The organism is Kosakonia sp. SMBL-WEM22 (assembly GCF_014490785.1).
Lineage (GTDB): Bacteria > Pseudomonadota > Gammaproteobacteria > Enterobacterales > Enterobacteriaceae > Kosakonia.
The window spans coordinates 358,977-382,427 of sequence record NZ_CP051488.1 but is presented as its reverse complement, the minus strand read 5'-3'; the positions used below and the strand labels follow the sequence as shown (position 1 = coordinate 382,427).

Here is a 23,451-nt window from a genome sequence, read left to right as displayed (position 1 = left end):
ACGTGTGATGAAGTGCGTAAATCGTCACTCGCAGGAGCTTCGTCATGCCTAATGTGCCCGTGCTGGAGATGCGTAATATTGCCAAAGTGTTCGGCAAGTTTTACGCCCTCAAAGGGGTGGACCTGACGGTCTGGCCCGGCGAGATCCATGCCTTAATGGGAGAGAACGGTGCCGGCAAAAGCACGCTAATGAAGATCCTCGCCGGGGCCTACACCGCCACCAGCGGCGAGATCCTGATCGACGGCAAACCTCACGCCATTCGCGGGCCGAAAGACGCCCTTGCCGCCGGGATCACCCTCATCTATCAAGAGATGCAGCTTGCGCCCAACTTAACGGTGGCGGAGAACATCTTTCTCGGCAGCGAAATCGCACGCGGCGGGCTGGTGCAGCGCAAAACCATGGCGGCGCAGGCACAGGCGGTGATTGACCGTCTGGGCGCCAATTTCAGCGCCACCGACCGGGTGATGAAGCTGACCATCGCCGAGCAGCAGCAGGTGGAGATCGCCCGCGCGCTGCACCGCAACAGCCGTATTCTGGTGATGGATGAACCCACCGCCGCCCTCTCCTCCCGTGAAACTCACCGCCTGTTTGAACTCATCATGCGCCTGCGCGATGAGGGGATGGCGATTATCTATATCAGCCACCGTATGGCGGAAGTGTATGAACTTTCCGATCGCGTCAGCGTGCTGCGCGACGGCCAGTATGTTGGCAGCCTGACGCGCGACAGCCTCAACGCTGCCGAACTGGTGCGCATGATGGTCGGACGACCACTCAGCGATCTGTTTAATAAAGCGCGCGATATCACCCCCGGCAAACCGCGCCTTACCGTTCACCATCTCACCGATGGCGGCAAGATCCAGCCGGTCAGCCTGCAGGTGCGCGCCGGTGAAATTGTCGGCCTTGCCGGGCTGGTTGGTGCCGGGCGATCCGAACTGGCGCAGCTGATTTTCGGCGTGCGCAAAGCGACCGGCGGCATGATTGAGATCGATGGCGAACCGGTGGTGATCCACTCCCCGCGCGCGGCGATCGATCTCGGCATCGGCTTTTTAACCGAGAACCGTAAAGAGCAGGGGCTGTTTCTTGAGCTGGCGGCGCAGGAGAACATCACCATGGCGACGCTGGAGCGCGATGCGTCGTGGGGCATGCTGAACCGCAAAAAGGCGCAGACCCTCTCCGATGACGCGATCAAATTACTCAATATCCGCGTGCCACATGCGCAGGTGCGGGCGGGCGGCTTATCCGGCGGCAACCAGCAAAAGCTGCTTATCTCGCGCTGGGTAGCGATTGGCCCGCGCATCCTGATCCTTGATGAGCCAACGCGCGGCGTTGATGTCGGCGCGAAGAGCGAGATCTACCGGATCATGAACCAGATGGCGCGCGAAGGGGTGGCGATCCTGATGATCTCCAGCGAACTGCCGGAAGTGGTCGGCATGAGCGACCGCGTCTATGTGATGCGCGAAGGCACTATCGCCGGCGAGTTGCAGGGCGAGGCTATCACCCAGGAAGAGATTATGACGCTGGCGACCGGCGTTAACGACACCCATCACCAGGCGGTACACCATGACTGAAATAAAACCATCCCCGGCCACCACGCCGCAGCAGGAGGCCAAATCCGCCTCCGCCAAAAAAATGCTGATGGGCGATCTGATGCAAACCGTCGGCATTCTGCCGATTCTTATCCTGATCGTCGCGGTATTTGGCTTTATCGCGCCGAACTTCTTTACCGAGAGCAACCTGCTCAATATTACCCGCCAGGCGTCAATCAACATCGTGCTGGCGGCAGGCATGACCTTCATCATTCTCACCGGCGGGATCGACCTTTCGGTTGGCTCTATTCTCGGCACCACGGCGGTGGCGGCGATGGTGGTTTCGCTGATGCCGGAGCTGTCGATGCTCTCCGTGCCCGCTGCGCTGATGCTCGGTCTGCTGCTCGGCCTGTTTAACGGCGCGCTAGTCGCCTTTGCCGGGCTACCGCCCTTTATCGTCACGCTTGGCACCTATACGGCGCTGCGCGGCGCGGCCTATCTGCTGGCGGACGGCACCACGGTGATCAACTCGGACATCAGCTTTGAGTGGATCGGCAATAACTACCTCGGCCCGGTGCCGTGGCTGGTGGTTATCGCGCTGGCGGTGATTGCGGTGTGCTGGTTTATTCTGCGCCGCACCACGCTTGGCGTTCATATCTACGCGGTCGGCGGCAATATGCAGGCGGCACGCCTTACCGGCATCAAAGTGTGGCTGGTTTTACTCTTCGTCTACGGCATCAGCGGGCTGCTCTCCGGCCTTGGCGGGGTGATGAGTGCCTCGCGCCTTTACAGCGCTAACGGCAACCTCGGCATGGGCTACGAGCTGGATGCGATTGCGGCGGTCATTCTCGGCGGCACCAGTTTTGTCGGCGGTATCGGCACCATCACCGGCACGCTGGTCGGCGCGTTAATCATTGCCACCCTTAATAACGGCATGACGCTGATGGGCGTCTCCTACTTCTGGCAACTGGTGATCAAAGGGGCGGTGATCATCATAGCGGTGCTGATTGACAAATACCGTACCCGACACCATCAGGCAGCATAATAAAACCCTACAAAACAGTAATATAAGTGAGGATTACAGCATGCGTCTTAAACCTCTTGTCACCGCGCTCTGCGCCACGGCCCTGCTCGCCGCGACGCCGTTCGTACAGGCGAAAGAACTGAAATCTATCGGCGTTACGGTGGGCGATCTCGCCAACCCCTTCTTTGTGCAGATCACCAAAGGCGCGGAGCTGGAAGCGCGCAAGCTGGCGGGGGATAAGGTCAAAGTGACGCTGGTCTCCAGCGGCTACGACCTTGGTCAGCAGGTCGGCCAGATTGATAACTTTATCGCGGCGAAGGTCGACATGATCATCCTCAACGCCGCGGATTCAAAAGGCATCGGCCCGGCGGTTAAACGGGCGAAAGAGGCCGGGATTGTGGTAGTGGCGGTGGACGTGGCGGCAGAAGGTGCCGATGCCACGATCACCTCCGATAACACCCAGGCGGGCGAAATGGCCTGTAAATACATCACCGACCGCCTGAAAGGCAAAGGCAATGTGGTGATCATCAACGGGCCGCCGGTTTCCGCGGTACAGAACCGTGTCGAAGGGTGCCAGAAAGAGTTTAAACGTCACCCGGATATCAAGGTGCTCTCGGATAACCAGAACGCCAAAGGCAGCCGCGAAGGCGGGCTGGAAGTGATGACCTCCCTGCTGGCAGCGAACCCGAAAATCGACGGCGTATTCGCAATTAACGATCCGACAGCGATCGGTGCCGATCTGGCAGCCAAACAGGCACAACGTAATGAGTTCTTTATCGTTGGCGTCGACGGCAGCCCGGATGGTGAAGAGGCGCTGAAGCGTAAGAATTCGCTGTTTGTTGCCACCCCGGCGCAAGATCCGCAGGTGATGGCGGCGCGCGCGGTGGAGATTGGTTACGACATTCTGCAAGGCAAGCCCGCGCCGAAAGAGCCGGTGCTGATCCCGGTGACGATGATCGATAAGCAGAGCGTCGCCAACTACAAAGGCTGGACGGTGAAATAAGCCCTCTCCCTCCCCGCGCGGGAGGGGAAGCGCCATACGGAGAGACGATGAAACGCTCTGCCATTAATGACATTCTCGGCCACACGCGGCAGTTCTTCTCGAAGCACGATGTGCATCTGCCGCCTTTTGCCAGCTTTGCGCCGACCCAGTGGCGCGAGCTGGATCATGAGGCGTGGCGCGAAGTGTTCGACCTGAAGCTGGGGTGGGATGTCACCGCCTTTGGCGGCGACAACTTTTACGCCGAGGGGCTGACGCTCTTTACCCTGCGCAACGGCTCGCCGGACGGCGCGCCCTATGCCAAGTGCTATGCAGAGAAGATCATGCATGTGCGCGACGGGCAACTGACGCCGATGCATCTGCACTGGCGTAAGCGCGAGGACATCATTAATCGCGGCGGCGGAAACTTAATTATTGAACTGTGGAACGCGGATGCGCAGCACCAGACTGACAGCAGCGACGTTACCGTGGTCATTGATGGCTGCCGACACACGCACGCGGCGGGCAGCCAGCTGCGCCTCTCACCAGGGGAAAGCATTTGTGTCACACCGGGGCTTTATCATAGCTTCTGGGGCGAGCCGGGGTTTGGCGATGTGCTGGTCGGCGAGGTCTCATCGGTTAACGATGACCAGCACGACAACCACTTCCTCAACCCGGCGAACCGCTTTAGCGACGTGCTGGAGGATGAACCGGCACATCTGGTGCTCTGTAATGAGTACTCACTCTTTTTAGGGTAAAGGAGGCGGTTATGCCGATGATCTCTCTCGCCGCAGGGCTGGCGCATGCGCGCGAGCACCACTACGCCTTAGGCGCATTTAACGTGCTCGACTCCCACTTTCTGCGTGCGCTGTTCGCCGCCGCCAAGCGGGAGCGCTCGCCATTTATTATCAATATTGCCGAAGTGCACTTTAAGTATGTTTCGCTGGAGTCGCTGGTGGAGGCGGTGAAGTTTGAAGCCGCGCGCAGCGATATTCCGGTGGTGCTTAACCTCGATCACGGGCTGCATTTTGAGTCGGTGGTGCGCGCCCTGCGCCTCGGTTTCAGTTCGGTGATGTTCGATGGCTCCGCGCTGGAGTATGAAGAGAATATTCGCCAGACGCGGGAAGTGGTGAAGATGTGCCACGCCGTAGGCGTCTCGGTAGAGGCGGAACTGGGCGCGGTCGGCGGTGATGAGGGCGGCGCGCTGTATGGTCACGCCGATGAAGCCTGCTTTACCGATCCGGCGCTGGCGCGGGAGTTTGTCGATCGCACCGGCATCGACACGCTGGCGGTCGCCATTGGCAACGCGCATGGCAAATATAAGGGCGAACCGAAGCTCGATTTCGCCCGCCTCGACGCCATTCGCCAGCAGACCGGCCTGCCGCTGGTGCTGCACGGCGGTTCGGGCATCAGCGATGAGGATTTCCGGCGCGCCATTTCGCTTGGTATTCATAAAATTAACTTTTACACCGGCATGTCGCAGGCGGCGCTCGGCGCTATTGAGCAGCGCATGGCGGATCGCCAGCCATTGTATGATGAGTTCGCCCAGTTGCTGCTCAGTGTTGAAGAGGCGATTGCCGATACGGTGGCCGGGCAGATGCGCATCTTCGGCAGCGCGGGGCAGTGCTGATGGCCCGCCACGGGGTTATCGCTGCCGGCAATATGCTGGTGGATCACGTCCACCATATTGCCCAGTGGCCGGAGCGCGGCTGGCTGGCGGAGATTATGCAGAGCGAGCGCTCGACGGGCGGCGCGCCGCTTAATGTGCTGCTGACGCTGGCGAAAATGCACGTTGGCCTGCCGCTGCAGGCGGTCGGGCTGGTGGGCGAAGATGGCGACGGCGACTACATTATGGCGATGCTCGATCAGTACCATGTCAATCGCCAGCATGTGCAGCGCACTCCTTCCGCCCCAACCTCAATGTCGCAGGTGATGACCGATCCCTCCGGTCAGCGCACCTTTTTCCACTCGCCCGGTGCCAACCGGCTGCTGGATATCGACGCCTTTGAGATGCTTAACGGTGAGATGAAGATTTTCCACCTCGGCTATCTGCTGCTGCTCGACAGCCTCGATAAGGACGATGAGGAGTACGGCACGCGCAGCGCGCGGCTGCTGGCGCAGATGCGTGAGCAGGGGTTTGAGACCTCGCTCGATCTGGTGTCGCGCAAAGGCGACCCGCGTTATAAACCGCTGGTGCTGCCCTGCCTGCCGCACCTCGATTATCTGGTGATCAACGAGTTGGAAGCGGGCGAGTTCAGCGGCCTGGCGATGCGCACGGCGCAGGATAAGCCGCACGTGGAGAATATTGGTCATGCAGCGGCACAGCTTTTGGCCGCCGGGGTAAAACAGCGGGTGGTGATCCATTGCCCGGAAGGGGCGTGGGGGGAAGCCGCAGACGAAGCCGGAGCGTGGATCCCAACGCGGATGTTAAGCCAGGCGGAGATTGTCGGCAGCGTGGGAGCAGGAGATGCCTTTTGCGCCGGATTTTTGTACGGATGCCACGAAGCGTGGCCGTTAGCGCACAGCATTCAGTTAGCCCATGCCTGCGCCCGCGCCAGCTTGTTGTGTGCCAATGCGATTGACGGCGCGAAAACCCTCGAAGAGTTACAGCTCGATATGGCGCTTTAAGCACCGAACCAAAAACGTAGGCCGGATAAGCGTTTAGCGCCATCCGGCATGCGGTGCCACATGCAGCATACCGCCGGATGGCGGCTGCGCCTTATCCGGCCTACGCCGTTTCAGCCACACCGTTCCACATATTCACAGACCGGGGACGTTCGTAGGCCGGATAAGCGTCAGCGCCATCCGGCATGCGGTGCCACATGCAGCACACCGCCGGATGGCGGCTGCGCCTTATCCGGCCTACGCGGTTTCAGCTACACCGTTCCACATATTCACAGACCGGAGACATTCGTAGGCCGGATAAGCGTCAGCGCCATCCGGCATGCGGTGCCACATGCAGCATACCGCCGGATGGCGGCTGCGCCTTATCCGGCCTACGCCGTTTCAGCCACACCGTTCCACATATTCACAGACCGGGGGCATTCGTAGGCCGGATAAGCGTCAGCGCCATCCGGCAGGCGGTGCCACATTCAGCACACCGCCGGATGGCGGCTGCGCCTTATCCGGCCTACGCCGTTTCAGCTACACCGTTCCACATATTCACAGGCCGGGGACATTCGTAGGCCGGATAAGCGTCAGCGCCATCCGGCATGCGGTGCCACATGCAGCATACCGCCGGATGACGGCTACGCCTTATCCGGCCTACGCCGTTTCAGCTACACCGTTCCACATATTCACAGACCGGGGGCATTCGTAGGCCGGATAAGCGTTTAGCGCCATCCGGCATGCGGTGCCACATGCAGCATACCGCCGGATGGCGGCTGCGCCTTATCCGGCCTACGCCGTTTCAGCTACACCGTTCCACATATTCACAGACCGGGGACATTCGTAGGCCGGATAAGCGTCAGCGCCATCCGGCATGCGGTGCCACATGCAGCACACCGCCGGATCGCGGCTGCGCCTTATCCGGCCTACGCGGTTTCAGCTACACCGTTCCACATATTCACAGACCGGGGGCATTCGTAGGCCGGATAAGCGTCAGCGCCATCCGGCGGTGCCACATGCAGCACACCGCCGGATGGCGGCTACGCCTTATCCGGCCTACGCGGTTTCAGTCACACCGTTCCACATCTTCACAGGCCGGGGACGTTCGTAGGCCGGATAAGCGTCAGCGCCATCCGGCACGCGGTGCCACATGCAGCATACCGCCGGATGACGGCTACGCCTTATCCGGCCTACGCCGTTTCAGCTACACCGCTCCACATATTCACAGACCGGAGACATTCGTAGGCCGGATAAGCGTTTAGCGCCATCCGGCAGGCGGTGCCACATGCAGCACACCGCCGGATGGCGGCTGCGCCTTATCCGGCCTACGCCGTTTCAGCCACACCGCTCCACATATTCACAGGCCGGGGACGTTCGTAGGCCGGATAAGCGTCAGCGCCATCCGGCAGGCGGTGCCACATGCAGCACACCGCCGGATGGCGGCTACGCCTTATCCGGCCTATGCCGTTTCAGAAGCACCGCTCCACACATTCGCAGGCCGGATAAGCTAAAGGCGCACCGGCTTGATGTTCCAGATATGCTCCGCATACTCCTGGATCGTACGGTCAGAGGAGAAGTAGCCCATGTTGGCGATATTGCGCATCGCTTTGGTGGTCCACTCTTCCGGATGCTGATAGAGCGCATCCACTTTATCCTGACAGTCGACATAGCTGCGGTAATCCGCCAGCACCTGATAATGGTCACCAAAGTTAATCAGCGAATCAACCAGATCGCGGTAGCGCCCCGGATCCTGCGGGTTAAACAGACCGGTGGCGATCTGCGTTAACACCTGGTGCAGCTCCTCATCTTTTTCGTAATACTCGCGCGGTTTATAGCCCTGACGACGCAGCTCCTCCACCTCATCTGCGGTGTTACCAAAGATAAAGATATTCTCCTCGCCGACGTGCTCCAGCATCTCCACATTCGCGCCATCCAGCGTACCGATGGTCAACGCGCCATTCAGGGCGAACTTCATATTACTGGTGCCCGATGCTTCAGTGCCCGCCAGCGAGATCTGCTCGGAAAGATCCGCCGCCGGAATGATCACCTGCGCAAGGCTGACGCTGTAGTTGGGGATAAAGACCACTTTCAGCTTATCGCCGATATCGGGATCGTTGTTGATCACCTGCGCGACATCGTTGATGAGGTGAATAATGTGCTTCGCCATGTAGTAGGCCGAAGCGGCTTTACCGGCAAAGATATTGACGCGCGGTACCCACTGCGCCGTCGGATCGGCCTTGATGCGGTTATAGCGGGTGATGACGTGCAGCACATTCATCAGCTGACGTTTGTACTCATGAATACGTTTGATCTGCACATCGAACAGCGCTTTCGGGTTGACCACCACATTGAGCTGCTGGGCGATCACCGTCGCCAGCCGCTTTTTGTTCTCCAGCTTGGCATGGCGCACCGCCTGGTTCACCGCCGGGAAGTCGATATGCTGCTCCAGCTCGCTCAGCTGGCTGAGATCGGTACGCCAGGTGCGGCCGATATGCTCATCCAGCACCTCAGAGAGCGACGGGTTTGCCAGCGCCAGCCAGCGGCGCGGCGTCACGCCGTTGGTGACGTTAAGGAAACGCATCGGGAAGATGGCGGCGAAATCGGCGAACAGCGACTGCACCATCAGGTTGGAGTGCAGCTCCGACACGCCATTCACTTTATGGCTCACCACCACCGCCAGCCACGCCATCCGCACGCGGCGACCGCTCGACTCGTCAATGATCGACGTGCGGCTCAGCAGTTCGATATCATTCGGGTGCTGCTCCTGCAACGTCTTCAGGAAGTAGTCGTTAATTTCGAAAATAATCTGCAGATGGCGCGGCAGGATCTTGCCGAGCATCTCGACCGGCCAGGTCTCCAGCGCTTCGCTCATCAACGTGTGGTTGGTGTAGGAGAAGACCTGGCAGGTCACTTCAAACGCCTCGTCCCAGTCAAACTTATGCTCGTCAATCAGCAGACGCATCAGTTCCGGGATCGACAACACCGGGTGGGTGTCATTGAGGTGAATGGCGATTTTGTCCGCCAGGTTGCTGTAAGTCTGATGCAGCTGGAAGTGGCGATGCAGAATATCCTGCACCGTCGCCGAGACCAGGAAGTACTCCTGGCGCAGACGCAGCTCGCGCCCGGAGTAAGTCGAGTCATCCGGGTAGAGCACGCGGGAGACGTTCTCAGAGTGGTTCTTATCCTCCACCGCCGCGAAGTAGTCGCCCTGGTTGAATTTACCGAGGTTAATCGCGCTACTGGCCTGCGCATTCCACAACCGCAGCGTATTGGTCGCGTCTGTGTCATAGCCGGGGATAATCTGGTCATAGGCCACCGCGAGGATCTCTTCGGTTTCGACCCAGCGGCTCTTTCTCCCCTCCTGCTGAATGCGCCCGCCAAAGCGCACTTTGTAGCGCGTGTTGTGGCGTTTGAACTCCCACGGGTTGCCGTACTCCAGCCAGTAATCGGGGGACTCTTTCTGACGCCCCTCGACGATGTTCTGTTTGAACATGCCGTAGTCGTAGCGAATGCCGTAGCCGCGCCCCGGCAGGCCGAGGGTCGCCAGCGAATCGAGGAAGCAGGCTGCCAGACGCCCGAGGCCGCCGTTACCTAAGCCCGGATCGTTCTCTTCGTCGATCAGCTCTTCAAGGTCGAGACCCATCTCATCCAGCGCGTTTTTCACATCCTCATAAATCCCGAGCGAGAGCAGCGCGTTGGAGAGCGTACGGCCAATCAGGAACTCCATGGAGAGGTAGTAGACCTGGCGCACCTCCTGCGAGAGCTGCGCGCGGGTGGAACGCAGCCAGCGCTCCACCAGCCGATCGCGAACCGCAAACAGCGTGGCGTTCAGCCACTCATGTTTGTTAGCGATAACCGGATCTTTACCGATCGTGAACATCAGTTTATAGGCAATCGAGTGTTTCAATGCCTCGACACTCAGTGTCGGTGAAGCATAGGTAAACGGAGCATTCATATGCGTGATTCCTGGAAAACTATTTCAACCGAGTGTAAAGATCGCGGTATGACTGCGCTGCGACCTGCCAGCTAAAATCCATTGCCATTGCCTGGCGCTGAACAAAACGCCACAGCGAAGGACGGGACCACAATACGAAAGCACGACGAATCGCGCGAAGCAACGCTAATGCGTTGCTGTCCTCAAAAACAAACCCGCTGGCCACGCCGTCGGCGAGGTTCTCCAGTGAGCTGTCAGAGACAGTATCGGCTAACCCGCCGGTGCGTCGTACCAGCGGCAGGGTGCCATATTTCAGACCATAGAGCTGCGTTAACCCGCACGGCTCAAAGCGGCTCGGCACCAGAATCACATCCGCGCCGCCCATAATGCGGTGGGAGAAGGCTTCGTGGTAACCAATCTGCACGCCCACCTGGCCGGGGTGCTCTGCCGCTGCCGCAAGGAAACCCTCCTGCAACACCGGATCGCCCGCCCCGAGCAGCGCTAACTGACCGCCCTGCTCCAGCAGACCGGGCAGCGCTTCCAGCACCAGATCGAGCCCTTTCTGGCTGGTCAAACGGCTCACCACCGCAAACAGCGGCACTTTGTCGTTCACTTTCAGCCCCATGGCGATCTGCAACTGGCGTTTGTTCTCTGCCTTCTCCTCCAGCGTATCGCGCGTGTAGCGCGCGCCGAGCAGCAGGTCGGTCGCCGGGTCCCAAATCTTCTCGTCAACGCCGTTGAGAATACCGCTCAGGCGGCCCTCTTTCTGGCGCTGGCGCAGTAACCCTTCCATACCATACGCATATTGCGGTTCAGTGATCTCGCGCGCGTAGGTTGGGCTAACGGCGGTGATGTGATCCGCGTAGTAGAGCCCCGCTTTCAGGAAGGAGATCTGGCCGTTGAACTCCAGCCCGTGCATGTTAAAGAAGGACCATGGCAGCTCAATGTCATCCATATGCTGCGCATAAAACATGCCCTGATAGGCCAGGTTATGCACGGTGAACACCGATTTTGCCGAATGGTCTTTCAGCGTCATATACGCTGGCGTCAGCCCGGCGTGCCAGTCGTGCGCATGCACAATGTCCGGCCGCCAGAAGGGATCGAGGCCACAGGCCATTTCACTGCCAACCCAGCCGAGCAGCGCAAAACGCAGCACGTTATCGGTATAGGCGAACAGGTTAGTGTCATGGTAGGGGCTACCGGGGCGCTCATAGAGGTGCGGCGCATCGATCATGTAGATCCCCACCCCGTTGAAGTGGCCGAACAGCAGAGAGATCTTGCCGGCGAAGGTATCGCGGCGGGAGATCACTTTTGCATCGGTTACACCACGGCGAATATCCGGGAACGCAGGCAGCAGAACGCGCGTATCTACCCCATCGGCAATTTGTGCCGCGGGCAGTGCGCCAATCACGTCCGCCAGACCACCGGTCTTCAGCAACGGAAACATCTCAGAACATACATGTAAAACCTGCATTATCGCTCCTGTCAAAACCGTTCGGCTCGCGTTGCCGTTCACGGAAAAACAGCACGCGGACCCCTTCCGCGCAAGGATGTCAGTGGTGCTTTCAACCTTGTAATTTGCGCAGCATTTCGCGCGTAACCAGCACAATGCCCTCTTCCGATCGGTAGAAGCGTCGTGCGTCTTCTTCTGCGTTTTCGCCAATCACCGTGCCTTCCGGTATCTCGCAGGCTCTGTCGATAATGCAGCGGCGCAGGCGGCATGAGCGCCCGACCCAGACATCCGGCAGCAGCACCGCCGAGTCGATATTGCAAAATGAGTTGATGCGCACGCGGGAGAAGAGCACCGACTGCACAACAACCGATCCTGAAATAACGCAGCCGCCGGAAACCAGCGAGTTCAACGTCATGCCATGGCTGCCGGATCTGTCCTGCACAAATTTCGCCGGCGGCAATGATTGATTATAGGTACGGATGGGCCAGTTTTGATCGTACATGTCCAGTTCGGGCATGACCGAGGCCAGATCCAGGTTGGTTTTCCAGTAAGCTTCCAGCGTGCCGACGTCGCGCCAGTAAGGCTCGGAATTCGGGTCGGATTGCACGCAGGACAAGGGGAAAGGGTGGGCGAACGCCATACCAGATTTAACGATTTGCGGAATAATATCTTTACCGAAATCGTGGCTGGAATTTTCGTTTTTATCGTCCTCTTCCAGCAGATCGTAGAGGTATTCAGCGTCAAAAATATAGATACCCATACTGGCGAGCGCGCGGGTTTCATCCCCCGGCATACTCGGCGGGTTGGCTGGCTTCTCAACAAAATCGATCACTTTATCGTTTTCATCAACCGCCATCACGCCGAAGGCAGTGGCTTCATGCACCGGCACCGGTAAACAGGCCACCGTACACTGCGCCCCCTTCTCAACGTGGTCGAGCAGCATGCGCGAGTAGTCCTGTTTATAGATATGATCCCCGGCGAGGATGACGATGTACTCCGCGCCGTAGCGACGAATAATATCCAGGTTCTGCGTGACCGCATCGGCGGTGCCGCGATACCAGTTTTCGCCGTGAACGCGCTGCTGGGCAGGCAGTAGATCGACGAACTCGTTCATCTCGTTGTTGAAGAAAGACCAGCCGCGCTGGATGTGCTGGATCAGCGTGTGGGATTGATACTGGGTGATAACGCCGATGCGGCGGATGCCTGAGTTGATGCAGTTGGAGAGCGCAAAGTCGATGATGCGGAATTTGCCGCCGAAGTGGACGGCAGGCTTGGCGCGTTTTTTGGTTAAGTCTTTCAGGCGTGTGCCGCGTCCACCCGCCAGAATCAGGGCGACGGATTTTAACGGCAGCTGGCGCGCCAACATTGTAGGGTCGTTCTTATCTAATCTCACCATGACTGACTCCGTTTATCTGACCGCTGAAAGAGACACACGCCATGTGCTGGTGCCTGCCAGACAGTTATCACCACCGGATTCTCTTCTCCGGCAAAGGGCGACAGGGCATGCCAGTCGCCGGTCGGTAACGCTATTTCCGCCAATTCAGAGGTGGCGTTCATCACAAGTAAGTAGTTGCCTGATAGCAGGATTTGCAGGCGAGGCGCCCCCTCCTGCCACTCCTGCGGCGTTAATGGCCGCCCATGCTGATTAAGCCAGGCGACGTTGCCGTCGCCCTCTTCCCACCACGCATCGTCCGTCAGCGCGGCGATGTGTGACCGCGCTTTGATAAGCGCAGCAGTAAAGTCGATTAACCCGTGATCCGCCTGGCGCCAGTCGAGCCAGGTCAGGGCGTTATCCTGGCAGTAGGCGTTGTTGTTCCCGTGCTGGCTGTGGCCCATCTCATCGCCCGCCAGCAGCATCGGCGTCCCCTGCGACAGCAGCAGCGTCGCCAGCAGCGCATGCTGGCTTGCGCGCCGACGCGCCATCACATCGGCGCTGGCATCCAGCCCTTCAATGCCGTGGTTGAAGCTATGGTTATCGTTCGTGCCGTCGCGGTTATCTTCCCCGTTCGCCTGGTTGTGCTTATGGTTGAAGCTGACGCAGTCACGCAGCGTAAAACCGTCATGAGCCGTCACCAGGTTGACCGTCGCCGACGGTAAACGCCCATTGCGTTTAAAGAGATCGCTGGAGGCGGCAAAGCGCCCGGCAAACGCGCCCATCGGCAGTGACTCCGTCAGCCAGAAGCGGCGCGCGGCGTCGCGGAAATGGTCATTCCACTCGGCAAAAGGCGCGGGGAAATTGCCCACCTGATAGCCGCCTTCACCGATGTCCCACGGCTCGGCAATCAGCTTCAGATCCCGCAACAGCGGATCGTTTTGGATCGCCGCAAAGAGCGGTGCCTGTGGGTTAAATTCCGGTGTGCGCCCCATGACCGGGGCAAGATCAAAGCGGAAGCCGTCAATATGAAACGTCTCCACCCAGTAGCGCAGGCAGGCGTGGGCATACTCCACCACACCAGGCTGGCTCAAATTGAGCGTGTTACCGCAGCCCGTCCAGTTGTGGTAATCGCCATCCTCTCTGATCCAATAGTAGCTACGGTTGTCGATCCCCCGCTGGCAGAAGGTCGGGCCTGCAAGGTCCGTTTCAGCGCTGTGGTTAAGCACAATATCGAGGATCACTTCGATGCCCGCCGCGTGCAGCGCTTTCACCGCCGTGCGGAACTCGTTAATCGCCTGCTCAGGATCGTGGGCATAAGCCGGATGCAGCGCAAAGAGCGCCAGCGGGTTGTAGCCCCAGTAGTTGCTCAGCCCGAGGCGTTGCAGGCGCTGCTCGTGCGCAAAATGGGCAATGGGCAGCAGTTCGAGGGCGGTGATACCCAGCTGTTTAAACCAGGCGATCATCACCGGATGCGCCAGCGCTTTATAGGTGCCGCGAATTTCATGCGGAATGTCCGGGTGCAGCCAGGTCAGCCCTTTGACATGGGCTTCATAAATCACGCTGTTGCCCCACGGCGTGCGCGGCGCGTTATCCCCTTCCCAGTCAAACGCATCGTTGACCACCACGCTGCGTAAGCCGAGCGGCGCGCTGTCATGGGGATCGGGTTGGTCGAAACCGGCGTGGAACAACGGGCTATCTACCGCCACACCCTCCACGCGCCGCGCGCAGGGATCGAGCAGCAGTTTCGCCGGGTTAAAGCGGTGCCCCTGCGCCGGTTGCCACGGGCCATGCACGCGATAACCGTAGCGCTGACCCGCTTTCGCCCCCGAAAGAAAACCGTGCCAGATATCGCCCGTGCGCACCGGCAGATCGGCACGTTGCTCATTGCCTTCTGCGTCAAACAGGCACAGCTCCACGCGCTCAGCATGGGCCGAGAAGAGGCTAAAGTTGACGCCCCCGCTCTGCACTTCTGCGCCGAGCGGGCTCGCGGAGCCGGCCGTCAGGGAGATCATTCCCCCTCCCGCACCAGCCAGATAGTGCCGAGCGGCGGCAGGTTGAGCAGCAGCGAGTTGTCACGCCCGCGGTTGGCAATCTCGTCGCTCTGCACCAGGCCACCATTGCCGGTGTTGCTGCCGTGGTAGTGCATCGAATCGCTGTTCAACACTTCGCGCCAGCGTCCCGGCTGGTTGATACCGATGCGGTAACCCGGACGCGAGACCGGCGTAAAGTTGCTGACGACGATAATTTCGTTGCCCGCTTTATCGCGGCGGACAAAGGCAAACACCGACGCCTCTTCATCATCGACCACCAGCCACTCGAAGCCGTAGGAGTCGAAATCCAGCTCATGCAGCGGCTTATGGTGACGGTAGAGGGCGTTCATATCACGCACCAGGCGCTGTACGCCGTGGTGCCAGTTGTCGTCGCCTTCCAGCAGATGCCAGTCGAGGCTGCTGTCGTGGTTCCACTCGCGGCCCTGGGCAAATTCGCAGCCCATAAAGATCAGTTTCTTGCCGGGGAAGGCCCACATCCAGGCGTAGTAGGCGCGCAGGTTGGCAAACTTCTGCCACGCGTCGCCCGGCATACGGTCAAGAATCGACTTCTTACCGTGTACCACTTCGTCATGGGAGAGCGGCAGAATAAAGTTTTCGGTGTGGTTATAGACCATGCCGAAGGTGAGTTTGTGGTGGTGATACTTGCGGTAGATCGGGTCGAGCTTCATGTAGTCGAGCGTGTCGTGCATCCAGCCAAGGTTCCACTTGTACCAGAAGCCAAGACCGCCACCTGATGGCGGGCGCGAGACGCCGGGGAAATCCGTCGACTCTTCCGCCATCGTCACTGCGCCCGGTGCCAGTTCGCCGATAATGCGGTTGGTATCGCGCAGGAACTTAATCGCTTCGAGGTTTTCGCGGCCGCCATATTCGTTAGGCACCCACTCGCCCTCTTTGCGGCTGTAGTCGCGGTAGATCATTGACGCCACCGCATCGACGCGCAGCGCATCGATGCCGAAGCGTTCAATCCAGTAGAGGGCGTTACCGACCAGGTAGTTGCTCACTTCCCGGCGGCCATAGTTGTAAATCAGCGTGTTCCAGTCCTGGTGATACCCTTCGCGCGGATCGCTGTGCTCGTAGAGGTGCGTGCCGTCAAACTCCGCCAGACCAAAATCATCGGACGGGAAGTGGCCCGGCACCCAGTCGAGGATCACGCCAAGACCGGCAGCGTGCGCGGTATGGATAAAGTGCAGGAAGTCGTCGCGGGTGCCGAAACGGCGCGTCGGCGCATACATCCCGGTGGGCTGGTAACCCCAGCTACCATCAAACGGATGTTCGTTGATTGGCAGCAGTTCAAGGTGGGTAAAGCCCATCCACTTGGCGTAAGGCACCAGTTGGTCGGCTAATTCACGGTAGCTAAGCCAGAAGTTGTTATCCGTATGGCGTCGCCAGGAGCCGAGATGCACTTCATAAATACTGATAGGCGCATCGAAATTGTTCGCCTGCTTGCGCTCTTCGCTCTGCGTTTTTTTACCCGGCAGGCCGCAAATCAGCGAGGCGCTGTCGGGGCGCATCTGCGCTTCGAAGGCGTAAGGGTCAGATTTGATACGCAAATGGCCGTTCGCATCGAGTAACTCAAATTTATAGAGCTGGCCATTGAGCGCGCCGGGAATAAATAACTCCCAGATCCCGCTTTCGCGGCGCAGGCGCATCGGGTGACGGCGGCCGTCCCAGAAGTTGAACTGACCAACCACTGACACGCGCCGCGCGTTCGGGGCCCAGACAGAGAAGCGCGTGCCGACGACGCCATCCATCGTATCGGCGTGGGCACCCAGGGTTTCATAGGGACGCAGATGGGTGCCTTCACTCAGTAGCCAGGCATCCAGCTCCTGAATTAATGGGCCGAAACGGTAAGGGTCATCAATCAGATTCTGTTGGCCGTGCCAGAAGACGGCAAACTGATAATTAAAGGGATTTTTGCGGCGCGGCACAACGCCACTGAAAAAGCCGCGGGAGTCGAGACACTCCAGCTTTGCCACTTTACGCCCGGTTTTGGTTTCAATCACCCACACTTCCGTGGCGTCGGGTAAAAGCGCGCGAACTTCCAGACCCGCATCGGTACGGTGCATTCCGAGAACAGAAAATGGATCGGCAAAATGGCCGACAATAAGCGCATTAATCACGTCTTTATCAACATGAACAGACATGGTTCTCATCCTGTTGTTGTGTTATCGCCTCTTCCACCGCCGTTGCGTGCGGTTGCGATACTTTTTTGAACCTGAACGGTGCCGCACCTCATGTGCAATCTGAATGCTCCGTTCCACTTTCAGGCAAAATGTAAGACACCCAGCCTAAAGCATAGCCAACGCTTTCAGACTTCTGGGAAAATAAACGCCCATCTTTTAATTTCATTTAAAAAGATCAAAAAAAAGGGTGCCGAAGCACCCTTATAAGGAGGATTGTTCTACGCCAGCTGGCGCAGCATGCGCCGCAACGGCTCTGCGGCACCCCAGAGCAACTGGTCGCCGACGGTAAAGGCGGAGAGGTACTCCGGCCCCATGTTCAGCTTGCGCAGACGGCCAACCGGGGTGGTCAGCGTGCCGGTGACGGCGGCAGGGGTCAGCTCGCGCATTGAGATCTCACGATCGTTCGGCACCACTTTCGCCCACGGGTTGTGTGCCGCCAGCAGCTCTTCAATGGTCGGGATAGAGACATCTTTTTTCAGTTTGAGGGTGAAGGCCTGGCTGTGGCAGCGCAGCGCGCCGATACGTACGCAGAGGCCATCAACCGGAATGGCTGACGCGGTATTGAGAATTTTGTTGGTTTCCGCCTGCCCTTTCCACTCTTCACGGCTCTGGCCGTTATCAAGCTGTTTGTCGATCCACGGGATGAGGCTACCGGCCAGCGGCACGCCGAAGTTCTCGGTGTTGAGATCGCCGCTGCGGGTCAGCGCCGTCACTTTGCGTTCGATATCGAGAATGGCAGAGGCCGGGTTTTCCAGCTCGGCAGCCACGTGGTGATGCAGCTGGCCCATCTGCGTCAGCAGTTCACGCATATGGCGCGCACCGCCGCCGGAGGCGGCCTGGTAAGTGGCGACCGATACCCACTCAACCAGATCGTTAGCAAACAGTCCGCCGAGAGACATCAGCATCAGGCTGACGGTGCAGTTACCGCCAACAAAGGTTTTGATGCCTTTATTCAGCCCGTCAGTGATGACGTCCTGGTTTACCGGGTCGAGAATAATGATCGCGTCATCTTTCATGCGCAGCGACGAGGCGGCATCAATCCAGTAACCCTGCCAACCGCTTTCACGAAGCTTTGGATAGATTTCGTTGGTATAATCGCCGCCCTGGCAGGTGACAATGATGTCGAGCGCCTTCAGCGCCTCCAGATCGAACGCATCCTGAAGGGTGCCGGTCGCCTGGCCTGCAAAGGCGGGCGCGGGCTGGCCGAGCTGGGAAGTAGAGAAGAAAACAGGGCGAATGGCGTCAAAATCATGCTCTTCAACCATGCGTTGCATGAGGACGGAGCCGACCATACCGCGCCAGCCGATAAAACCAACATTTTTCATAACGAGTTCCTGCGAAGATGTGTGCTGTGTATGCGAGCCAGCGATAACTGGACATCGCTCCACATTACAAAATGCAGCCAAAGTCGCAAGTGAAATTAATAAATGATCGCCACTGCGTTAGAAATGTCGCTAATTACGCCATTTTCGCCGCAAATGTCCGGAATAATAATCAATGAATGAAATCATCTCTGCCGCCGTATTGTTGATATTAATAATGGATCCGCTGGGCAACCTGCCGATATTTATGTCGGTGTTAAAACACACCGAGCCAAAACGCCGCCGCGCGATCATGATCCGCGAGCTGCTTATTGCGCTGCTGGTGATGTTTATTTTCCTCTTCGCTGGCGAGAAAATTCTTTCCGTCCTCAGCCTGCGCGCCGAAACGGTGTCGATCTCCGGCGGCATCATTCTCATTTTGATTGCTATCAAGATGATTTTCCCGAGCCCCACCGGCAGTAGCTCTGGCCTGCCCGCCGGGGAGGAGCCGTTTATTGTGCCGCTGGCGATCCCGCTGGTTGCCGGCCCAACGCTGCTGGCGACGCTGATGCTGCTGTCGCATCAATATCCGAATCAGATGGGGCATTTAGTGATTGCGCTGCTGATCGCCTGGGGCGGCACGGTGGCGATTCTGTTGCAGTCATCGCTCTTTTTGCGCCTGCTGGGTGAGAAAGGGGTGAACGCGCTGGAGCGCTTGATGGGGCTGATTCTGGTGATGCTCGCCACGCAGATGTTCCTCGACGGCATACGCATGTGGATGAAGGGATAACAGGTTGTTAAGTGCCGGATGGCGTTCGCTGTTGCTGAAACGGCGTAGGCCGGATAAGGCGTAGCCGCCATCCGGCGGTGTGCTCAATGCGGCACCGCATGCCCGATGGCGCTGCGCTTATCGGGCCTACGAATGAGATTCGGAGTTACTGGAACGGCGTAGGTCGGATAAGGCGTAGCCGCCATCCGGCGATGTGCTCAATGCGGCACCGCATGCCCGATGGCGCTGCGCTTATCGGGCCTACGAATGAGATTCGGAGTTACTGGAACGGCGTAGGTCGGATAAGGCGTAGCCGCCATCCGGCGGTGTGCTCAATGCGGCACCGCATGCCCGATGGCGCTGCGCTTATCGGGCCTACGAATGAGATTCGGAGTTACTGGAACGGCGTAGGCCGGATAAGGCGTAGCCGCCATCCGGCGGTGTGCTCAATGCGGCACCCATGCCCGATGGCGCTGCGCTTATCGGGCCTACGAATGAGATTCGGAGTTACTGGAACGGCGTAGGTCGGATAAGGCGTAGCCGCCATCCGGCGGTGTGCTCAATGCGGCACCGCATGCCCGATGGCGCTGCGCTTATCGGGCCTACGAATGAGATTCGGAGTTACTGAAACGGCGTAGGCCGGATAAGGCGTAGCCGCCATCCGGCGGTGTGCTCAATGCGGCACCGCATGCCCGATGGCGCTGCGCTTATCGGGCCTACGAATGAGATTCGGAGTTACTGGAACGGCGTAGGCCGGATAAGGCGTAGCCGCCATCCGGCGATGTGCTCAATGCGGCACCGCATGCCCGATGGCGCTGCGCTTATCGGGCCTACAGATATAATGAGCCGCAGCGCCATCCGGCAAAAGCTACACCCTACGCTGCCTGCTCGCCCTGTGTGACATCGGCGGCAAACACATATCCCAGGCCGCGCAGCGTTTTGATAAGCGTAGGCTGATGCGGATTGACCTCAATCTTGCGCCGCAGGCGCATGATCAACACATCTATGGTGCGGTCAAACACCTCCACACTTTCACTGTGCGTCAGGGTTAAAAGCTGTTCGCGGTTCAGCACCCGCCGCGCGTTTTGTACCAGCGCCAGCAGCAGGCTGTACTCCCCCTGCGTTAAATCGACCACCTGCTGCTGCGGGTTGCTCAATTCGCAACGTGTCGGGTCAAGATGCCAGCCGTTAAACGAAAAACCGCCGCTTTTCGCTACAGCCGTTTCGGCCGCCAGCACACCGGTACGGCGCAGAACGGCGTTGACACGTGCCACCAGCACACGGGCGTTAAACGGTTTGCCGATATAGTCATCCGCCCCCATCTCCAGGCCAACCACCACATCCGCTTCGCTGCCCATCCCCGTAAGCATCACTACCGGCAACGCAGGGCGGATCTTCTGCAACTGCTGCAATACGCGCAGGCCGTTAATATCGGGCAGCACCATATCGAGCAGCACCAGCGCGATCTCCGGGTGCTGCGCGCAGAGCGTGATCGCATCCAGCCCGTTATGGCAAAGATGAACCGTAAAGACGTGCTCACTCAGCACATCCTCCAGCAGCGCGCATACCGCCGTATCGTCATCGACCACCAGAATCGCAGGTTTCATTATTCGCTTCCGCCAGCTTGCTTTGCTCAGTCTGGCTATTCTGTTGGCTGCCTTTAATAAATGCAGCGAATTAATGCCGATTTTTTAAGCGCGGTCACATCCCCCTCGCCTTTCGACACGTCACATTTGACGATGGACTGCGCTTCGTCACTATTTTGCCCGCTTTTGCGCCGTAATATCCCCTTACGCCCCCTGCGTTGCGGTGGCATAAAAGATGCATAACCGGGAGCGACAGCGGAAACGCAATTTTTTAACTGGAGCGAAAGTGATGGAAAAAGTCGTCACGGTTTGCCCGTATTGCGCCTCGGGATGCAAGATTCACCTCGTGGTCGATAACGGTAAAATCGTTCGGGCGGAAGCAGCGCAGGGGAAGACCAACCAGGGAACCCTCTGCCTGAAGGGCTATTACGGCTGGGATTTCATTAACGATACCCAGATCCTGACGCCTCGCCTGAAAACCCCGATGATTCGCCGCCAGCGCGGCGGCAAACTGGAGTCGGTCTCCTGGGACGAGGCGCTCGATTATGTCGCCAGCCGCCTTAGCGAGATCAAAGCCAAATATGGCCCCGATGCGATCCAGACCACCGGCTCATCGCGCGGCACCGGCAACGAAACTAACTACATCATGCAAAAATTCGCGCGCGCGGTTATTGGTACCAATAACGTTGACTGCTGCGCGCGTGTCTGACACGGCCCCTCGGTTGCAGGTCTGCACCAGTCGGTCGGTAATGGCGCGATGAGTAATGCCATCAATGAAATCGATAACACCGATTTAGTCTTTATCTTTGGGTATAACCCGGCGGATTCGCACCCTATCGTCGCCAATCATGTGATTCGCGCGAAGCAAAACGGGGCGAAAATCATCGTCTGTGATCCACGTAAAATTGAAACCGCGCGCATTGCCGATCTGCATGTCGCGTTAAAAAACGGTTCTAACATTGCCCTGCTGAATGCGATGGGCCATGTGATTATTGAGGAAAAACTCTACGACGAGGCGTTTGTCGCCAGCCGCACGGAAGGGTTCGAGGAGTACCGCAAGATAGTCGAAGGGTATACGCCGGAGTCGGTCGAAGAGGTGACCGGCGTCAGCGCCCAGCAGATTCGCCAGGCCGCGCGCCTGTACGCCGGGGCGAAAACCGCCGCTATCCTCTGGGGCATGGGCGTCACCCAGTTCTACCAGGGCGTGGAGACCGTGCGCTCGCTGACCAGCCTGGCGATGCTCACCGGCAACCTCGGCAAAGCGCATGTTGGCGTTAACCCGGTGCGCGGGCAGAACAACGTGCAGGGTGCCTGCGATATGGGCGCGCTACCGGACACTTTCCCTGGCTACCAGTACGTGAAAGAGGAGGCTCACCGCGAGAAGTTCGCCAAAGCCTGGGGCGTGCCGAGCTTACCGGCGCATACCGGTTATCGCATCAGCGAGCTGCCGCACCGCGTGGAGCATGGCGAAGTGCGCGCGGCCTATATCATGGGCGAAGATCCGCTGCAAACGGACGCCGAGCTGTCGGCGGTGCGTAAAGCGTTTGAGGGTCTTGAGCTGGTGATTGTGCAGGATATCTTTATGACCAAAACCGCCTCGGCGGCGGATGTCATCCTGCCTTCGACTTCATGGGGCGAACATGAAGGGGTCTACACCGCAGCGGATCGCGGCTTCCAGCGCTTCTTCAAAGCCGTTGAGCCGAAGTGGGATCTGAAAACGGACTGGCAAATTATCAGCGAGATCGCCACCCGCATGGGCTACCCGATGCACTACCGCAACACGCAGGAGATCTGGGACGAGCTGCGTCATCTCTGCCCGGACTTCTATGGCGCCACCTATGAAAAAATGGGCGAGCTGGGCTACATCCAGTGGCCGTGTCGCGATGAGTCAGAGGCCGATCAGGGCACGTCATACCTGTTTAAAGAGCAGTTCGATACGCCGAACGGCAAGGCGCAGTTCTTTACCTGCGACTGGGTCGCGCCGATGGATAAACTCACCGAGGAGTATCCGATGGTGCTCTCGACCGTGCGCGAAGTGGGTCACTACTCCTGCCGCTCGATGACCGGCAACTGCGCCGCGCTCGCCGCGCTGGCGGATGAACCGGGCTACGCGCAGATCAATACGGCTGACGCCGCAAGGCTGGGCATTGAAGATGAAGCGCTGGTGTGGGTTAACTCGCGCAAAGGCAAAATCATCACCCGCGCGCAGGTGAGCGATCGCCCGAACAAAGGGGCGGTCTATATGACCTACCAGTGGTGGATCGGTGCCTGTAACGAGCTGGTGACGGAGAACTTAAGCCCGATAACCAAAACGCCGGAGTATAAATATTGCGCCGTGCGCGTCGAGCCGATCGCCGATCAGCGCGCCGCCGAGCAGTATGTCATTGATGAGTACAGCAAGCTGAAGACCCGGCTGCGCGAAAGCGCGATGGGTTGATAAAAACGGGGGCGAAAGCCCCCACTTTCTGCGCTTTTCACCCCTGCACGCAAAATTTTTGCGCCCTGCACGAAAACTTAAAACATTATTTCAATAACCTGTTTTTTTATCTTCTATTCCTGCAAAGCCCTCCTTTTAAGAATTACCGCATGGCTCACAGTTCAAAAACGCAAAATTTTTTCGTATTGCGCATTAAAAAATCAAAGTGATTTAATCAACGCATAAA

Annotated in this window: 15 protein-coding genes; 8 read left to right on the top strand and 7 right to left on the bottom strand. The window is 58.7% G+C overall.

The window, feature by feature from the left end; all coding sequences use genetic code 11:
- Positions 1-44 precede the first annotated feature (44 nt).
- Genes HF650_RS01885 through HF650_RS01860 form a run of 6 tightly spaced genes read left to right on the top strand, consistent with a single transcriptional unit; the run spans position 45 to position 6,157 of the window.
- Positions 45-1,568 carry a sugar ABC transporter ATP-binding protein gene (locus tag HF650_RS01885; protein ID WP_187800945.1) on the top strand — a complete coding sequence of 508 codons (1,524 nt, stop codon included), beginning with the start codon at positions 45-47 and terminating at the stop codon, positions 1,566-1,568.
- Entirely contained in the window at positions 1,561-2,571 is a 1,011-nt protein-coding gene (locus tag HF650_RS01880) for a ribose ABC transporter permease (RefSeq protein ID WP_187800944.1), read from the top strand. The genes HF650_RS01885 and HF650_RS01880 overlap by 8 nt, the downstream gene beginning before the upstream one ends.
- Positions 2,572-2,611: 40 nt before the next feature.
- Positions 2,612-3,553 (top strand): ABC transporter substrate-binding protein, encoded by a 942-nt coding sequence (locus tag HF650_RS01875; RefSeq protein WP_187800943.1) that lies wholly within the window; start codon positions 2,612-2,614, stop codon positions 3,551-3,553.
- 47 nt (positions 3,554-3,600) lie between these two features.
- On the top strand, positions 3,601-4,287 hold the full coding sequence (locus tag HF650_RS01870; RefSeq protein WP_187800942.1) for a D-lyxose/D-mannose family sugar isomerase: 687 nt from the start codon (positions 3,601-3,603) through the stop codon (positions 4,285-4,287).
- Between the two features lie 11 nt (positions 4,288-4,298).
- Entirely contained in the window at positions 4,299-5,159 is an 861-nt protein-coding gene (locus HF650_RS01865; RefSeq protein ID WP_023478390.1) for a ketose 1,6-bisphosphate aldolase, read from the top strand.
- A complete protein-coding gene (locus HF650_RS01860; RefSeq protein WP_187800941.1) occupies positions 5,159-6,157 on the top strand; it encodes a carbohydrate kinase family protein in 999 nt (332 codons plus the stop codon). The genes HF650_RS01865 and HF650_RS01860 overlap by 1 nt, the downstream gene beginning before the upstream one ends.
- Positions 6,158-7,643: 1,486 nt before the next feature.
- On the opposite strand, the gene glgP is transcribed toward HF650_RS01860, so the two are convergent.
- From glgP to asd, 6 genes are all read right to left on the bottom strand, one after another.
- On the bottom strand, positions 7,644-10,091 hold the full coding sequence (glgP, locus tag HF650_RS01855) for a glycogen phosphorylase (RefSeq protein WP_187800940.1): 2,448 nt from the start codon (positions 10,089-10,091) through the stop codon (positions 7,644-7,646).
- Between the two features lie 19 nt (positions 10,092-10,110).
- Positions 10,111-11,544 carry a glycogen synthase GlgA gene (gene glgA, locus HF650_RS01850; protein WP_187800939.1) on the bottom strand — a complete coding sequence of 478 codons (1,434 nt, stop codon included), beginning with the start codon at positions 11,542-11,544 and terminating at the stop codon, positions 10,111-10,113.
- Between the two features lie 91 nt (positions 11,545-11,635).
- Entirely contained in the window at positions 11,636-12,919 is a 1,284-nt protein-coding gene (glgC, locus tag HF650_RS01845) for a glucose-1-phosphate adenylyltransferase (RefSeq protein WP_187800938.1), read from the bottom strand.
- Complete coding sequence (gene glgX / locus HF650_RS01840) at positions 12,913-14,910, bottom strand: glycogen debranching protein GlgX (protein WP_187800937.1); 1,998 nt, start codon at positions 14,908-14,910, stop codon at positions 12,913-12,915. The genes glgC and glgX overlap by 7 nt, the downstream gene beginning before the upstream one ends.
- A complete protein-coding gene (glgB, locus tag HF650_RS01835) occupies positions 14,907-17,093 on the bottom strand; it encodes a 1,4-alpha-glucan branching enzyme (protein WP_187800936.1) in 2,187 nt (728 codons plus the stop codon). Before glgB ends, glgX begins: the two co-directional genes overlap by 4 nt.
- Positions 17,094-17,350: 257 nt before the next feature.
- Positions 17,351-18,457: an aspartate-semialdehyde dehydrogenase gene (asd, locus tag HF650_RS01830; RefSeq protein ID WP_187800935.1), complete on the bottom strand. Its 1,107-nt coding sequence runs from the start codon at positions 18,455-18,457 to the stop codon at positions 17,351-17,353.
- 172 nt (positions 18,458-18,629) lie between these two features.
- Between asd and HF650_RS01825 the strand changes: the two genes are divergently transcribed.
- Entirely contained in the window at positions 18,630-19,223 is a 594-nt protein-coding gene (locus tag HF650_RS01825; protein WP_187800934.1) for a YhgN family NAAT transporter, read from the top strand.
- 854 nt (positions 19,224-20,077) lie between these two features.
- Here HF650_RS01825 and HF650_RS01820 read toward each other — a convergent pair.
- Entirely contained in the window at positions 20,078-20,809 is a 732-nt protein-coding gene (locus tag HF650_RS01820; protein ID WP_187800933.1) for a response regulator transcription factor, read from the bottom strand.
- 268 nt (positions 20,810-21,077) lie between these two features.
- Here HF650_RS01820 and fdhF point away from each other — a divergent pair, with 268 nt between their 5' ends.
- Complete coding sequence (gene fdhF, locus HF650_RS01815) at positions 21,078-23,225, top strand: formate dehydrogenase subunit alpha (protein WP_187800932.1); 2,148 nt, start codon at positions 21,078-21,080, stop codon at positions 23,223-23,225.
- The last annotated feature ends 226 nt before the right edge of the window (positions 23,226-23,451 follow it).